Origin of the sequence: Anaeropeptidivorans aminofermentans, assembly GCF_940670685.1 — a bacterium.
Lineage (GTDB): Bacteria > Bacillota > Clostridia > Lachnospirales > UBA5962 > Anaeropeptidivorans > Anaeropeptidivorans aminofermentans.
Genome location: NZ_OW711693.1, coordinates 55,804 through 72,622, shown reverse-complemented (window position 1 = coordinate 72,622; position 16,819 = coordinate 55,804). Strand labels below are relative to the sequence as shown.

The window sequence follows — 16,819 nt, the reverse complement described above, 5'->3', positions numbered from 1 at the left end:
CCTTCCCCAAACGGTTTAAGGTGCCCCCAGTTTAACAATCGGAGGGTTACTGATTATAAAAGAATAAAGACTTAACGAATAGGCACCTATAGTAAAATAAATAAATGCCACAAAAGAGCTGTATTCAAACAGGCTTTTGTGGCTGTTTTATTTCTGTTTAACTTTATCGTAAATTTCTCATAAAGAATTCAAAGACCAATTCACCAGAAACTAAACTAGGGTTTATTTTATAGCGGAATTAGACAGCTAGGGTTAAATGCCAAAATATGCTTTGGCATTTGGCGGCAGGCGGCACTTTCGTTTGTCTAAAAAAAAACAGGGATATTTTTAAATTTTTTTAGCCAGGAAACTATAGCCGTTTAAAAATAAATTGACTATAACCTTACTATATAGGGCATGCCATTACTCTATGCTAATAGAGCCCATGCCGCTATCTATATCAAACACAACATCACCGGAGCCATATATGTGGCCAAATTTACCAGCGGTTTTTGACCAATTTTCAGGAATCTGAACCGCTCCCATGTTTGTAGAACCGCTTACCCTTAAATTCTCCGGTTCTTCTTTAAATTTTATCGCAACGCTTCCCATATTGTTGGCTATATAAGCCTTTTCTAAAATCTTTCCGCATTCTATCATAACAGAACCCATGGCAGATTCAATATCAAGGCTTTCTATTTCGTCAAAGTCTATATAAGTGCTTCCCATACTTTCCTCTACGGAAAGCTTTTTTACATTGTTATCTGTAACCGTGTTTGAATTCATGGCAGATTCAATACTTAATTTCTCTGCATTGATACCATATATCGCAGAATATCCCATAGCAATCTCAAAGGATACCGTATCAAAAGCATTGAGCTTTTTAGGTATATAAACGGTTAAAATCCGCGGCTCGTTTTGAAAAAGGCTTCCATCTGTTCCCTTGGGAAATTTGGCGGAAAAAGCACCTTTTCCATTAACCCATGGTGCAGTAAAACTGATTTTAGATTTATATTCCTCTTTTTCACAGAGCTCGGCCCTTAGAAAATCTTCGTCTGTATATTCGAGAAATAAATAACAGCCTGCGATTTCAAAATCAAGACCTTTTATTTTGTCTGACATTATAACTTTTTCCGTCCTTAAAGGCAGCTCCTCCCGAAGCTCATCATAAGTCATTTCCTGCTGATAGGCGTTTACCCAAAAGCTTTTACCCTCAGGCATCGTTATCTTTCCCCCAATATGATTGCTTGAAGTAATTTCATTATTGATTTCACTATTTATTTTATTCTTTAAGGATAGACCCCCTCCAACTTCTCCTTCTCTGACATAGGCCTCTGCACTAAATAAGCGTTCTTCCGCAGGGCCTTTTAAATGAAATTCATCAATGGTTTCTAATGAATCTTCAGAAGCTTTCTCTTCCGCAGCCAAAGACGCTTCCGTCGTTTCTGCCGTATCAACCAGAGTGCCTGCGGCGATTTCTGTTTTAAGCCTTTCATTTTCGGCAGATACGGTAAAAAACCCTGCCCCAAGGGCTATAATAAGCACTATTGCAGCAACGGAAAATCCCCTGGTAAATTTTTTATCCGCTAAAAGAAGCTCTATTCTTCTTTTTAAATTATTCTGCCCAAAGGAAAGGCCTGTGATAAATCCCCCTTTAAAATTTCTTGCAGTTAGGGCAAGGACCTCGGCATATTCTATTTTATCCACAAGCAAAACCTCGTCTGCAAGGGAAAAATCGCATTCAAGCTCTAAAGCGTCCCCTAATTTCTTTGTAAAATAGAATAAAAAAGGATTAAAAAAGTGGATAATGTGGATAAGTACGGCAAAGAATTTTATCCTGTAATGGTTTTTCTTTATATGCTGAGCCTCGTGAAGTATGATGATTTCAAGCTCGCTTTTTGAAGCATCTCTTAAAATCTTTGCAGGAAGAACGATAACGGGGCTGAAAAAACCAAAAACAAAAGGGGCATTGGCATATTCCGAGCAAATCATCTCTGTGTCCAAGCCTATGCCTGTTTTTGAAGCAATCTCGTCAAAAACCCCTGTAAGCCTTTGTTCAAGGCTGTGGCTCTGATTTTTATAAAGCTTTATCTTAAGATTGTAATAATAATGGAACAATACAAATAAAAGAATCATTACCCCAAAAACCCATAAATAAGAAATATCGAAGGAATAACCTGTGCCTTTATTTATCATATGAACTGTTTCTTCCGATAAAGCTTTCCCTGGGGAAGCTCCCCCTGAAATATATGAAATTTCCGAAAAGGCCCTTCCGGCAAATTCATGACTGTAATTCAAAGGGCTTTTTCTAAAAATATTAAAAAAGCTCATATAGCTTACAATTTCAAAAGGGAAAATCAATCTTATAAAAACCATAATCCACATGAAGGATATATATTTGGGCTTTATTTTATCCCTGAAAAGCCTTTCGATTAAAGAAACAGCTATGGCCATTAATGTAGCCTGAAAGGACATTTTAACAATCAGTTCAAAGATTTCACGAACCATTATTTCCCCTCCTTTTTCCGCCGTATGATTTCTTCTATTTTGCGAATATCTTCTGTGCTTATTTCATCGCTTGAAATAAAAGCCGAAACAAGGCCGTCGAAAGAGCCCTGAAACATCTTCTCGACAAAACCCTTTGTTTCGGAAAGACCTACTTCCTGCCGGTCGTAGAGGGTTCTGCATAGAAAATTCGGTTCGCTTCTTTCTACGATGCCTTTATTTACAAGGCGGTTTATAAAGGTGTATGTTGTGTTTCTGTTCCAGTCCTTTTTTTCCTTCAGCTCTTTCACCATATCCGAGGCATTCATATCCCCTTTTTCCCATAAGATATCTAAAACTGCCAATTCTCCGTCGGTAACCTTGGGTATTTTCATATTGCACCTCCTGAAACGATTTGACTAATGTATTAGTCAAATTTAGACTAACACATTAGTCAACATCTGTCAATAAGAAAATAAAAGGCTCAAAGCCTTTATGCCTAAGGTTTTGAGCCAAGTTTAATTTATAAAATTATATCCGCAATCTCTTTTTCGATTTCCCTAATTTTACCGATACAGTTATCCTCCGCAGAATACAAAGCAGAAAGGGCCTCTTCCACCTGTAATCTTATTTGCCTTATGTTTTCCTTGGAAGACTGGATAGAGGAAAGAACATACCAGTCTGAAAATATTCCGTCCCAGAAGAAATCCGCAAACTTAAGAAATCCGTCTATCTGAATATCGCCCACATCTTTATTTACAGAAACATCCACAAGCTCCGTATGGAACCTGTTCAAAAGCACCTGAACATAAGTTGCTGTTTCCTGAGCCTCATCAAGATGAGAGTGCTTTACCATATCGGAAATAAAGCCGCCTCCTAAAAGGTCGAATACCCCCCAGCCCTCGGCACTGTTAAGGCTTTCTTCAAGGTATGCAATCTGTTCTTTTGCCTTTTCCCCTGCGATGTAGGCTTCCTCTATTTCTTTCAAAAGACCCATGGCTTCGCTGTACTTTTGGTCAAGGGTACATAATGCTTCACCATAAGAGGATTCTTTTTTCAAAAGCGCTTTAAGGCCTTCAAAAACTCTTTCATATTCCTCTTCGCATGCGGAAAGACCCTTTAGTTCTTCATTAAGGGCAGCTATATTTGCCCTTAAATCATCAAGCTGGATAAGGGCCCCGTCATATTTTAATTTAGCTGCATAGACCTCTTTCTGCTCTTTGCTAAGCTTATCTTCTTTCTTTCCCATAAAAGAATATAAAAGGGAAGTTGGGGTGGTCTTTTCAAGCCTTTCCACATCCCCTTCTTCTTTCATCAGCTCTTTTTTTAAGGTATCTGCCTTTTGGGAAATTTTCTTCTCTTTTTCGTAAAGGTCTTGAAGCATGTGGCTTATTTTCTTCTTCCGTTCGAGCTTTGCGGAAATATCGTAAAGCTCCTTACGCATTTTTTCAATCATAGGTTCTTTCCTTTCCATAAAGAGGAAATTCCTTATCGTAAATTTAAAATAAAACAGAATAAAACTGTATATTTACATTACCAAAAAATGTACTGTTTCCGAAGGAAGCTCGTATTTTTAAGGCTACTGTAAATAGGCATTTATTCCTTCTTTATTAAAAAATTTACTTAGCCTTTGTTTCCTCCAAATAATCCTCCATTAAAGCTTTTTGGAGCCTTTCTATTATCCCGCTTTCTCTTCCCCCTGCTTTTATCCCGTCTACTTCGACTGCCCTTCCGCAGAAGGTGCTTGAATTGGTGATTATGATTTCATCGGCTTCCATAAGCTCTTTTAACGTAAATGCCGTTTCATCTACGGGAATATCAAAGCTCTTGCACTTTTTAATCAGATGGGCTCTTGCGATGCCGGGCAGTATCAGATTGTCGGCAGGGGCGGTTTTAAGTATCTTATCCTTTATTATGGATATATTGCTGTGGGCGCATTCCGTAACCCTTTCCCCTCTGTGGAATAAGGCGATATCCGCCCCGCTTTCCTCTGCCTTTTGCTGGGCTAAAACATTGGGCAGTAAATTAAGGGTCTTTATATTACAGTGGAAAAACCTCGTATCCTCTACGGTTTTAAGCTTGATGCCCTTTTTCATGTCTCCCAGTTCATGGGGCACTATATATGCCCATAAATTGGATTTTCCATCGGGAAAGCCATGGCGTCTCATAGCCGTTCCCCTTGTGGCCTGCCAGTAAACCATAATATTCCCGTCGGTTTCTACTTTTCCCGCAAGCTCCAATAATAGGCTTTTAAGCTCTTCCCTGGAAACTTCAAGCTTTATCCGGGCAAGGCCCGCACTGTTGAAAAACCTTTCTACATGGGCATCTAAAGCATAGGGTATGCCGTTTCTTCCGCAGGTTGCATCATATACGCCGTCGCCGAAATAGCACCCTCTGTCGTTCATGGGTACGGTCATTTCTTCAATAGGCCCTATTTTTCCGTTGTAATAAGCGATATCTTTCATATATACCCTCCTAATATAGGGCAATACGCCCTTTTATATCAGTATATCTTATATTGCTTACAAACTCAAAAAGAAGTTCGTATACTCGAATAAAAGTAAAACAGCAGTGTCGTAAATTTGCTTTTCCTTGATTTTAAGCCTTATCGGAGCCTGTTATTTGCTGCGAAGAAAAGCAAATTTACTATAAGCCATAAGCTGCTCTAATATAAATTATATTGACAGAAAGCTTATTTTCATGTTCATAAAATATGAGGTTTTTTATATCTAATTAAGTTTATAATTTTAACCGATAAAATTAATGTACACTAAATTTGGTGTATAAGTAAAAACAATTAACAGCCCTATTTCTCGTACTTTAAATATAAACGGTGATTCTATGAATAATGTTTCTTATATAAATCAAAATACGGTAAAAACATATGGGCCTGACAGCAAAAAAGAATCCCTTTTTGCAGAAGGCGCGTTTATTGATGCAAAAATTACGGATGTCAAGGATAATAGGCTTACCTTCATTACGAAAAACCATAAGGAATTTACGGTTCTGGGCAATCTTATGGGGGTTAAAAAAGGCGATATTTTAAGATTCCAGACAGTGAAAAGCGAAAAAGGAGAAAATGCCCTTAAGCTTATAGAAAATCTTTCGGCAGATGCCGCCAATTTGGGCAGTAAAGAAATGCCTACTTTAGATATTAAAGAGCTTTTTAAGCAAAACGGTCTTATAAAAGAAGAAAATATATTTGAGGTAAAATCCCCCGCCGAATACACAGAGCCTATGAGCTTTGAAGAAGAGCTTGCCGTCAAAAGGCTTAAAGCAAAGCTTTCCGGGGCAAACGCCAATATGAACCTTGCCGCTATGAACGAGCTTTTGGCAAGCGGTGTTTCCATCCAGGATATTGACCTTACAATGGTTCAAAATGTCATAAAGGAAGTTCAGGATACTTCCCCTAACCCCGAGGATTTTGGAAAGGCTATGGCAATTTACGAAAAAGACCTTTCCAAATACCAAAATAGGACGGAAGAGGAGCTTCAATACGCAAAAATCCTTTATGAAAACAATCTTCCTATTACGGATAAAAATATGGATAAAATTAAAAAGGCTGTGGATTTATTTGAAGGCTCTAAGGAACTTTCAAAAGGAGCCGTTCTTCCCCTTTTAAAAATGGAAGCCCCTGTAAATATCAACGACCTGTACGAAAAGAACTTCTCCAATGCCGAGCCTAAGGAAATAGCCGAAAACGATTGGAAAAGCATCGAAAAAGAAGTTTTAAAGCACTTTGAAAAGGAAGGCATAAATCTTACCAATGAAAATTTAATGAAGGCCAAAGCCTTTTCAGGCAATGAAATCCCCATCACAAAGGAGAACATAGCTCTTTACGATTTTTATACAAATTTAAAGGATATCCCTTCCTCAAAGATAGCCCAGAAGGCCTGTGAAGCCATAAAAAGCAATCTAAAGCCCCAAGAGGCCTTCATAAGCCCTGATAGCCTGCATAATCAAGGCTTAAAAGAAGCTTACGCTGAAATTTCCGAAAGTCTTGATAAAATAAACAACCATACCCTTGCGGAAGCCGAAAGGCTGAATATTCCTCTTACCCTTTTTAATTTAAGGGGGCTTGCCTTATCCGGTACTTACGGTAACGGGGATATTTCCCCTTCAGAAGATTTAAAGCTCAAGTTAATGGAAATACAGCTAAAGCTTACGTCGGAAATTTCCTACAATCTTTATACAAAGGGCATCAGCATTGATACCATGCCCCTTTCAAAAGCCTTGGAAAATATCCGCAAGGCAGAAAATCAAGTTTACGGGCAGAAGCTTTTAGAAGCCGAGGCCCCTGCCAACCAAGCAAATATCCGTTTGCTTACGGAAACCATAAATTCAGGCAATGCCATTCATTTCGACAGGGCTGCCCTTTCCGCCGATATATTAAATAAGGAAATTCCCTTTACTTTAAAAGGAATTTCAGCTTCTTTAAAGGCTTCAAGAATCATGGAAGGCCTAGAGGCCCAATCGGTCCCTAACGCAAAATACGGCGATGGTTTTCATAAGGTTTCGGAAAAGATACCGGACCTTCTTAAAGCCCTTGATATCCAAGATACAGAAGAAAACATTCGGGCGGCTGAAATTTTGTCAAGGTCCGCCGTGGAAATAAATGAAGAAAATCTCCTTCAAGTAAAAATCATTGATTATAAGCTGGAGTATATTCATAAAAAGCTGAACCCTGAAACAGCGGCAGAACTCATCGGTGACGGTCATAATCCTTTGGATATGCATGTAGATGACATCATAGAATACTTAGACAAAAAGGAAGGCCTAAAGAGCCTTTCAAGAGAAGCTATCGCGGAAAAAATAATGGCCATGGACGAAAAGGGTCTTTTAAATGAAAATAACCGCAAAGCCGTCATCAGCTTTTACAGAACCTTGAATCAAATAGAACGATACGGCGCTGCTGCCATAGGCATAAGCTTGAAATCAGGCCATTCACCTACCCTTGGAAACCTTTTGGACGCTTCCGACTATTACAGAAAGACCAAAGGCCAAAGAAGCCTTTCCGATATAAAAATAGATGATGCCACAGGCTTTTTAGAGGGCTTTAAAACCGAAGAAACAATCCGCCAAATCCTCGACAACACTTATCAGGCCTTTAATAAAGCAAATATCGAAAGAGCGGAAACCGTGTTTAAAGAAGATTCTTCCGCCGGAACATTTGAACTTAATAAAGCCGTTTATACGGAAGCTTTATCCAAAGAAGCTTATCATTTAAGCTCCAGAGATGTTTTAAACCTTACAGCGAAAGAAAATTATGAAAACATTCCCTTGGATACTCTTTTAAATCAAATAGAAGACGGGGATATGCTCATTAACCAAAGCACGGAAGAAGTAAAGCTTGCCTACGAAAGGGCAAAGGCTCTTTTATCCGAAAGCCCTGAAACATTAAGCGCTCTGATGAGAAGCGGTATTCCTCTTACTCTTTCAAATATAGGGCTGTATAAGCATATTATGAAAGGCGAAAAATCCTTCTCCGACGAAATTAAAGATATAGCAGAGGAAATAGAAATCATCAAAGATGCTCTTCCCGAAGATGATTTTTATAAAGAAGATGCGGATATAAAGGACCTATACAAAAACATAGATAACGCCCTTTCGGAAGCTGCCCTTTCGGAAGAACGGCCTATAGACCGCCTTCAAAAAATAGGCCTCTCTCAAAGGATTATCCGCCTGCAAGGAAGCCTTTCAGAAGGGGATAAAAGCTATTATATCCCTGTTAAAATAAACGGTGAAATCAGGGACTTAAATATCCGCATTGCTCAAAGCTCCTTTAAAGGGGAAAATATAAACATCTCCGCAGACCTTAAAACTGCCTTCGGTAAATTGGACTTTTCCATAGAAGCCTTGCGTGACAGCCTTAAAATAAATATAGACGGAAACCCAGAAATTAAAAACACCTATGACAAGCTCATATCCTTTATTAATGAAGCGGGCTTTCATGTCGATAGTATTAATGACGAGAAGGCCTCCCCCAACAGAGGGCATAAGGCAATCATGAGACCCGACAGAAAAAATATCATTGAGCTTGGCTCAAAAATAGCCAAATATACAGGTTACGCAGAAAATTTTATGAAAAACGAGGTGCAAAATGAGAATTAATACAAATATCCCTGCTTTAAGGGCGTACAACTCCATCAAAAGTTCAGACAGGAAACTTTCCGCCTCCATGCAGAAGCTTTCTTCAGGGGTAAGCATTTCTTCAGCCAAGGACGACGCCTCGGGTCTTGCCATATCCAACAAAATGCGCATGCAGATTGCAGGCCTTGAAATGGCAAGCAGGAATTCCATGGACGGAATATCCCTTATTCAAACGGCGGACGGTGCACTAAATGAGGTTCATGCCATGCTCCAGCGTATGCGTGAGCTTAGCGTTCAGGCCTCTAACGGCACTTATGAGGGTGACGACCGCCAGAAGGTTCAAGATGAAATAAACCAGCTTATTGCAGAAATTGAAGACGTTTCCTACAAAACGGAATTTAATACCTTAAGGCTTTTCGGAGCCAATAAAAGGGTGGATTTTAAAACAATCGGCGGAGAATTTTCCGACGGCTCTATTATAAGCTCCATCAGCAAAAATTTCCCCCAGGGAAATCTTCAGTATACCATTGAAAACGTAGGGCTTCCTTCAGAAGTAGCGCTTGATTTCGGAAGCGCCGGCTCAATTTCCGGAACAACGTTTTCTATCGACGGCTCAGTCCCTCTTACCTATTCAACAAATGATAAAACGACAGCCATGAACGAAACCGTGCGCTATCTTAATAATTTAGGCTATGAAACAGAAATAAGCGGCGACAGCGTAATCATACGCTCAACAGTAAGCTTTCCGCCGTCTATCACGGCAGATTCAAGCATTTTAGAAACCGTAACCGAGCCTGGAACCCAGACTGTAATAACGGGAATATCTCTTACAGATAAAAACGGAGACCCTGTATCGATTACCGCAAGCACCTCTTATCAAAGCCTTAAGATAACCGTAAATTCAATCCCCCCTGCGGAGCTTACCATAGACCTTAATATCGTAAAGAACAGCTCCGGTAACCCAATTATCGGCGGAAAAAATATAGACCCAATTACAGGAGCAGTAACAGGAAATCTGGAACAATCCGCAACCATTAAAAATAAGGATTTCGGCAATCTTGTGCTTCAAATAGGGGCAAATCAGTTTATGGATATGGTTTTAGAACTTCCTGAAATATCTTCAAAGGCTCTTGGCATTGATGCGCTTAAAGATGACGGCTATATGAACCTTGATAATTTGCAAAGTTCCATCTCCATATGCGATGGCGCTATCGCCAAGATATCCCTTTACCGTTCGTCTCTGGGGGCCTATCAAAACCGGCTTGAGCATACGGTAACAAGCTTAGACGTTACCACGGAAAACACCTCCCTTGCATTAAGCCGCATTGTGGATACGGATATGGCAAAGGAAATGACAAATTATACAGCGAAAAACATTGCCGTACAAGCAGGCATGTCCATTATGGCCCAGGCCAACCAAAGGCCTCAGCAGGTTTTACAGCTGATAGGCAATCGATAGTTTAAAGAGTGTTTATGGAGTGATGAGGCTTTTCCTATGCCGGATATGGTGTAACACGGAAATGATATCATTGGGCATGAGCGTAAAGCAAAGGCTCTCATTACTTTATATTTTAAATACGCTCTTATATAAAGGGGCAGATTCTTTAATATGGAAAATAAAAATTATACCGCAAGAATATTGAATTCATCGCCTTTACAGCTTGTAATAATCACTTATGAGCTTATGCTGGAGGATATGGATAAGGCTTTGTCTGCTGAAAATAAGGTTACAGCAAAAAGCAGACTCCTTAATGTAAGAGCCTTTCTCACAAACCTCATAGGCTCTCTTGATATGAGCATGGAGATATCCGGCAATATGGCCTCTATTTACATATATATCAACAAGCTTATTTCCGAGGCAATGCTTAAATCTTCTCTTGATAAAAAGGAAGAAGCCGTAAGCATCTTGGCGGAAGCAAAAGACTTAATCACTGTCCTTTTTAACGCATGGAAGGCCATTGAATCCGAAGACGTAAGAAAATCCTCCCAAAAGGGAAGCCAGGTTTTTGCAGGCCTTACATATAAAAAAGGAAGACTTGCAGAGCATATCGACGAAAACAGCAATCGGGACTATAAAGCATAATATAGGCAATTTGCTTTTATTTCACTGTAGGTATTTGATAGGGCGAAAAGCAAATTGTGTTGCTCTTTTATATGAATTTAAATATAAAGTTTTAAAAAACCGCTTAATGGCAGTTTTTTTATGCCCACATCACCCTCCTCTTCTCACCATAAGTCAATTCGCTTTTATTCCGCCGCTAATAAAACAAAATAGGACTAAGACAGTAAGAAAAACCTATTTTTCATAAATGGCTTAAACATATAAAACTCCTATGTTTAAGCCATTCAAAACATACGATTTTATTACTGTTTAATTTGAAATTTACTATAACTCCAAGGGAACCTTCACCCGAAAACACTTTTACAGCTTCATTAAGTATAAAATATACGGTTTTTATTACTGTACTCAATTTGTTTTACTATATTTAGCTTCAAAGAGCATAAAATAAGGAAAAACTAAATTGTGCTGCTCTTTCATATTTACTTAAGTATACTTAAAAAATGGTATAAAAAGGAATAAAACTTCCAAAACATGACTATATTAACTATATACTGTGTATCGTTAGCAAACTTAAAAACTTGTTTGTTAATAATAAGGAGACGCTCACTTAGTGTATTCGTATTTTTGCTTCATACAGTAAAACCCATTAGCTATACGTGAGGAGGTGCTTTTATGTACGGTTCCATGGCCGAAGGCGGAAAGGCCAGTAAGCTTTCTCTGCCCCAAAGAAAGGCGAAGCTTAAAACCGGAGAAAAAATTACTTATGAAGACTATGAAATAGTATCTGCTCTTGAAAAATTGAGCGCAGAGCTTCAAAGCCTTCATAACTGCCTTGACAATATAACGGACCCCGTGCTTATAGACAGCTATATTTTTGAAATTCAGGCCATTAACTTAAGATATAAATTTTACCTGGAAAGATGCAAAGAAAAAGGAATCATAGCAAATTCCTTTAAGGAGGGAGCTCTATGACCCCTTCCCAGATGATTTATATAATGATTGCCATCTGTGTTGTTTTTATGGCTGTAATATTATTTGCAAAGCCCTTGAAAATGCTTCTTAAAATGTCCGCCCAAGCTGCCGCCGGAATGGCCGCGGCATACATACTTAATTTTATTTTAAGCCCTTTAAGCCTTTCCATAGGCATTAATTTGCTAAACGCTCTAGTGGTAGGCATTCTCGGTCTTCCCGGCCTTTTGTCCTTATATATTATTCAGGCTATGCTGTAAAAGCCCCGGTTCCTTTAGCCCTAAAAATAATCTGTACTTATAAATCCTTCAGCCTTAAAAGGCCGCCTTGCTGGTTTATGCCGGCAGGGCGATTTTTTATATCCGAATAAATATAAAACAGCAGTATAAACCATTTATAGTAAATTTTAAATTAAACAGTAAAAAAATCGTATATTTTAAATGGCTTAAACATAGAGATTCTATATGTTTAAGCCGTTTATGAAAAATAGATTTTTATTGCTTCCTTCTGTGAAATTTATTTTACTTTTTCCTTATTTTAAGCCGTCCAAGGTCTAATATTCACTTCGGAACAAAAGCAAATTAACTATATAGGAAAACAAGTAAATAAATGCCACAAAAGGCTTATATTCGGAATAGGCTTTTGTGGCTGTTTTACTCTTGTTTAATTTATATTGTAATTGCGGTCTTTTCTTTTTTTGTTCCTGGGCATCATTCATGCTTATGAAACTTAAAAACAGTCTTTTGTTTTCAAGTTTCATAAGTTTTTCTTCTGTCTATGGTAAATAAACTTAGTCTTTTTTAGTTTATTTACTATGCTTATATTCCTTATTTCTTTTGTTTATATGCCATGGAAATAGCCCCAAGAACCACACCCCCGCCGGCACCAAGCGAAAGCCACAAAGTCAAGTCATTAAGGAGCGCCCCAAGAACAATGCCAGCTGCCGTACATAATCCGATAGAGGAACCCATGTTCCAATAATCTAAAATATTGCGCTTTTTCACTATATCCCTCCCGTAATAAATTTATTTATTCTTGCAAAGTATATCAGAAGAATAGGCTATTTTCTATATTCAGTATAACATAGGCCCTTTGGATTTTCTATTGTCTTCATCTTTTATCAGGGTAAAGGCTTGCATGCATTATTTACCTATATGTTTTATTGAATTTTAGATTATAGTAAATGTAACAAAAATTCTATTTGCTAAAGACTCAAAAACACGAATTTCCTTGGGAAACAAGTATATTTTAAATTCACGTGAATATATAGCTTTGTTACGGTTTCACTTTAATTTATTATAACCTTTAAGTCTTAAAAAGCCGCAGGATTTAAAGCTCTGCGGCTTTTTCTAAATGCAACTATATAGATTTGGATTCTTAGAAAAATACTAATAATAAAATAATTTTCTTCAGCCAAACGGCTATATTTATAAAAACCAAATCCTTTACTGCTCCAAAACCTTCAGTCCCTGGTCGTAGAAAAGAATTTTTCCGTCTTCAAGCATTTTAAAGCCGCTGTTTTCTTCTTTTAATTCTCCTACGGCAAGGCTTACGGCTTCGGGGTTTCCCTTAGGCTTCAAAATACTTAAAAAATAGCTGTTGCCTGTTTTAATGGAGATTTCTCTGAAAAATACTTCTTTTGTTTCAGGGTTTTCCTCCGCCAGGACAATTCTTTCGCCGTCAGGAGAAAATACTGCATTTTTGCATATGAATGTATTTAGTTTTCCTAAGGTATCGTAATAATTTACAGAAGTAAATTTGCTTCCTATCATTGCGATATCTTGAGGGTAGATATCAATAAGCGCCATAGCATCAATATCTAAAACCTTGAAAAAGAATGAATTGTTCTGGCTAGCAATGGTAATATAATATATAAGATATTTTCCGTCCATAGACATATCCCAAAGGGCAAGGTCATAATAGGCTTTGTCGTATTCAAAATTAAGCCTTGAGGCCTTCTCGTCCTCATAGGTATAGATGCCGCCGCCCTTTTCGTCCTTTACGCTGAAATATATAAGGCCGTTCTTTTCTATTATTTTATAGTCGATGGTTCCTCCTGCCGGCGGCTCATAAAGCTTTGTTACCACCTTATCATTGAGGTTTACCTCATAAAGGCCGTCGCCCTTTGAAGAATGCCTTGAAAAGTATATTCGCTGTCCGTCTTCTGAAAAGGCAGGGATACGGTCTATAATAAATACTCCGCCGTCCTGTAAGAACAGAGTGTAATCTTCCTTGGGGTCTGTGAGATTGTATAATTCATTATTTTCAATCTCATATATATAAATATAAGAATCGCTTAAATATTCCTCCGCTTCCTTATTGTAAAAGGCTATTTTACTTTCATCCGGAGAAAAAACGATGGTATCGAAGCTTAATTGATAACCGGAAGGGGGCTTAAAGCTATTTTTAATGCTATAGCCGTAATCATTTTTTTCGAGGACATTAATATATTCTCTTCCTTCACTGTAGCTTCTTGCAATGAGATATTTGCCTTTTGGAGATAGGCTTATGGCTTCCCCTTCATAAAGGGATAAATCCTTTATATCGGCTTCTTTCAAATAGCTTAAGGCTTTTTCTTCTATGGTGCCGCCTTTTTCAAGAGATTTATTTTTTACATAGCTTTGGGCATAAATATTATAAAGAAGCTGCAAAGCCTCTTTATTTTCCTGCCTTTTTAAAAGGGCTTCCAATATTTCCGACGCATTTTCATATCTTCCCTTTTCTGCATAAAACTTTGAAAGCCTGATATATGCCCTCGGATCATTAGGCATAAGTTCCGTAAGCTTCAGCAAGGTTTCTTCCAGCATTTTTTCATTTTTTTCATATTCCCATACGTCTGCAAGAAGAATAAGGGCCTCGGGATTGTCCCTTTCTTTCGTTGCGTTTGAAAGGGCCTTTTCAGCCTCGTCATAGTCCTCTGTTTTTATATAGGCTTCCCCCATATAGGTGTAAAGCGCCTGATCTTTTGCTCCGGCAGTTTCCGCATGGCTAAATGCTGTTACTGCCTTTTCGTATTCCTCATTTTTAAGGTAATTAATTCCCTCTGCAAGCTTTAATCTGGAATAAGAAGGGATTATTATGTCAATTATTATAAAAAAACATAAGGCCACGGGTACTATAACAGCTACGAGCTTAATTTCATTTTTATTTTCTTCTATAAATGTCTTTAATTTATCCATGTCAAAATGATTTACCTTCCTGCCGCAACGGTGGCAGAATTTACTATCCGATTTAAGGCTTTCGCCGCATTTTTTGCAATTCACAATACCGCCTCCTGTGATTTTTTCCATATAAAATTTATTCTTTATATTATTGACAACTTTATCCATGGAAATTCATAGGCAGGAATTATAAATTACATCATACTTAATGGTTGATTTTACTAAATTTGATTATTACCGAAGCTTTCTGTTTCTTATATGGCCTTTTTATGGTATTCTATATGAAATTAATCATAAATATAATGAATATCACTTCTAAAAACAAAGATTGACCGATAATTTCTAGTGCACGGTTCTAATGTTGAAGACGTGCTCTAGCCTATAATATAAAGGAGAATAATATGGATATTGTAATCGTAGGCCTTGGAAAAGTAGGATATAGGCTTGCTACATCATTAAGCAATGAAAATAATAATATTACGGCTGTAGATACAGATGAAAATGTGCTTAAAGTAGCCGGCGATAATCTTGACATTATGTGTCTCAAGGGAAACGCCGTATCTGTTTCTACATTAATCGAAGCGGGGGTTAAAAACTGCGACGTTCTCATATCCGTTACCGAATCCGATGAAATCAATATGATTTGCTGTCTTATGGGTAAAAAGCTTGGGGCGAAATATACCATAGCCCGTATCAGAGAACTTTACTACAAGGATGAAATGCCCCTTCTTATTGAAGAATTAGGTCTTGACATGGTAATAAACCCCGAGGAGGCAACGGCCCACGACATTGCCTTAAAGCTTATGTATGAGCCGGCTTCCTTTGTAGAGTCCTTTTCGGAAAAAGGCGCCGACCTTGTGGAAATTCTCATTGATACGAAATCCATCATAGCTGGAAAAGAAGTATCCGAAATAGGAGAACTTGCCCCTAATATTCTGATTGTTTCCGTCATAAGAGGCAGAAACGTATTAATCCCCAAAGGTGATTTTGTTTTAAAAACCGGTGATTTCATCTATGTTCTCGGCTCTAAGGAAGACATTTGCCAGTTTGTAAAGAAAACTTCCAGATATGAAGGCAAAAAAATTAAAACCGCCATGATTATAGGCGGCGGTAAAATTACAAATTATTTATGCGACTTTTTAAACAATACAGACATTCGTGTAAAAATAATAGAAAGCAACTATGACATCGCCTCCTCCATCGCGCAAAAGGTAGATAAGGGTATTGTTATCCACGGAGACGGAACAAGCGAAGACCTTCTGCTTTCAGAAGAACTTGAAAACATGGACGCCTTTATATCTCTTACAGGCTACGATGAAAATAACCTGATGGCATCTCTTTTTGCCAAGGAATACGGCGTAGATAAAATCATAACGAAGGTATCCCGCCTGAATTATACCCATATTATAAGAAGGCTGGGGCTTGTAAGCATTGTAAACCCCATGCTTATAACATCAGGCAGAATTCTTAAATTTATAAGAATGCTTACCCCCCACGATGAAGCGTCCATAACAAATCTTCATAAAATAATAGACGATAACGCAGAAATAATAGAATACAGAATAGGCGAAGGCTTTGACTTTGTAAACATTCCTCTTAAGAGCCTTAAAATTGACCCCCATGTGCTTGTTGCAGTAATAAAAAGAAAAGATAAAATAATCATTCCCAAAGGAGAAGATTATATCGCCGAAGGCGACAGCATTATCATATTTTCTTCCGCTCCTGTTGATGCGGACCTTAGCTCAGTTTTCATAAAAAGGAGGAACGAATTCCTGTAGGCAGTGTTTGAAACAGAAAACCCCAAAGGAATATTAAATAAATTTAAGTTTATTTAATATTTTAAATCTGGAATATATTTTCAACTTTAAAGTTGAAAAAGTATTATTTGCAAGAAAGTGTGAACTCCAATGGAATCGAAAAGAAGCCCTGTTACGCAAAAGGTTTTGGTGTAAGGCATTAAAACTGCAGGTTATATCTTGAGGATTGGAACGGCCAAAAAGTTCCGTCCCGGATAACATGATTTTTGTGTAGAAAAAATTCTTTTTTTCGCTGAAGAGGCCGCGCTTTTATGGCA

General features: G+C 38.0%; 12 protein-coding genes. 6 read left to right on the top strand and 6 right to left on the bottom strand.

Translation table 11 applies throughout. The features are described 5' to 3' along the window. Positions 1 to 402: 402 nt before the first annotated feature. The 4 genes from NBX03_RS00290 to NBX03_RS00275 form a co-directional block, all read right to left on the bottom strand. On the bottom strand, positions 403 to 2,487 hold the full coding sequence (locus tag NBX03_RS00290) for a M56 family metallopeptidase (protein WP_250228782.1): 2,085 nt from the start codon (positions 2,485 to 2,487) through the stop codon (positions 403 to 405). Then, positions 2,487 to 2,858 (bottom strand): BlaI/MecI/CopY family transcriptional regulator, encoded by a 372-nt coding sequence (locus NBX03_RS00285; protein ID WP_250228781.1) that lies wholly within the window; start codon positions 2,856 to 2,858, stop codon positions 2,487 to 2,489. The genes NBX03_RS00290 and NBX03_RS00285 overlap by 1 nt, the downstream gene beginning before the upstream one ends. Before the next feature lie 128 nt (positions 2,859 to 2,986). Further along, positions 2,987 to 3,937 carry a hypothetical protein gene (locus NBX03_RS00280; RefSeq protein WP_250228780.1) on the bottom strand — a complete coding sequence of 317 codons (951 nt, stop codon included), beginning with the start codon at positions 3,935 to 3,937 and terminating at the stop codon, positions 2,987 to 2,989. A 145-nt stretch (positions 3,938 to 4,082) separates the two neighbouring features. Then, a complete protein-coding gene (locus NBX03_RS00275; protein ID WP_250228779.1) occupies positions 4,083 to 4,928 on the bottom strand; it encodes an aminotransferase class IV in 846 nt (281 codons plus the stop codon). Positions 4,929 to 5,304: 376 nt separating this feature from the next. Here NBX03_RS00275 and NBX03_RS00270 point away from each other — a divergent pair, with 376 nt between their 5' ends. The 5 genes from NBX03_RS00270 to NBX03_RS00250 all read left to right on the top strand — a co-directional run bounded on the left by NBX03_RS00270 (position 5,305) and on the right by NBX03_RS00250 (position 11,844). Then, positions 5,305 to 8,574 (top strand): DUF6240 domain-containing protein, encoded by a 3,270-nt coding sequence (locus NBX03_RS00270; protein WP_250228778.1) that lies wholly within the window; start codon positions 5,305 to 5,307, stop codon positions 8,572 to 8,574. Further along, a complete protein-coding gene (locus NBX03_RS00265; protein WP_250228777.1) occupies positions 8,564 to 10,012 on the top strand; it encodes a flagellin N-terminal helical domain-containing protein in 1,449 nt (482 codons plus the stop codon). Before NBX03_RS00270 ends, NBX03_RS00265 begins: the two co-directional genes overlap by 11 nt. A 150-nt stretch (positions 10,013 to 10,162) precedes the next feature. Beyond that, positions 10,163 to 10,636, top strand: a complete 474-nt coding sequence (locus NBX03_RS00260; protein ID WP_250228776.1) for a flagellar protein FliS — start codon at positions 10,163 to 10,165, stop codon at positions 10,634 to 10,636. A gap of 651 nt (positions 10,637 to 11,287) precedes the next feature. Continuing rightward, positions 11,288 to 11,587: a DUF2508 family protein gene (locus tag NBX03_RS00255; RefSeq protein WP_250228775.1), complete on the top strand. Its 300-nt coding sequence runs from the start codon at positions 11,288 to 11,290 to the stop codon at positions 11,585 to 11,587. Beyond that, positions 11,584 to 11,844, top strand: coding sequence for a pro-sigmaK processing inhibitor BofA family protein (locus tag NBX03_RS00250; RefSeq protein ID WP_250228774.1), 261 nt, complete (start codon positions 11,584 to 11,586; stop codon positions 11,842 to 11,844). Before NBX03_RS00255 ends, NBX03_RS00250 begins: the two co-directional genes overlap by 4 nt. Positions 11,845 to 12,411: 567 nt before the next feature. Here NBX03_RS00250 and NBX03_RS00245 read toward each other — a convergent pair. Then, positions 12,412 to 12,588: a hypothetical protein gene (locus tag NBX03_RS00245; RefSeq protein WP_250228773.1), complete on the bottom strand. Its 177-nt coding sequence runs from the start codon at positions 12,586 to 12,588 to the stop codon at positions 12,412 to 12,414. 441 nt (positions 12,589 to 13,029) lie between these two features. Further along, positions 13,030 to 14,847 (bottom strand): tetratricopeptide repeat protein, encoded by a 1,818-nt coding sequence (locus NBX03_RS00240; protein WP_250228772.1) that lies wholly within the window; start codon positions 14,845 to 14,847, stop codon positions 13,030 to 13,032. 299 nt (positions 14,848 to 15,146) lie between these two features. Between NBX03_RS00240 and trkA the strand changes: the two genes are divergently transcribed. Further along, entirely contained in the window at positions 15,147 to 16,523 is a 1,377-nt protein-coding gene (trkA, locus tag NBX03_RS00235; protein ID WP_250228771.1) for a Trk system potassium transporter TrkA, read from the top strand. Positions 16,524 to 16,819: the final 296 nt, after the last annotated feature.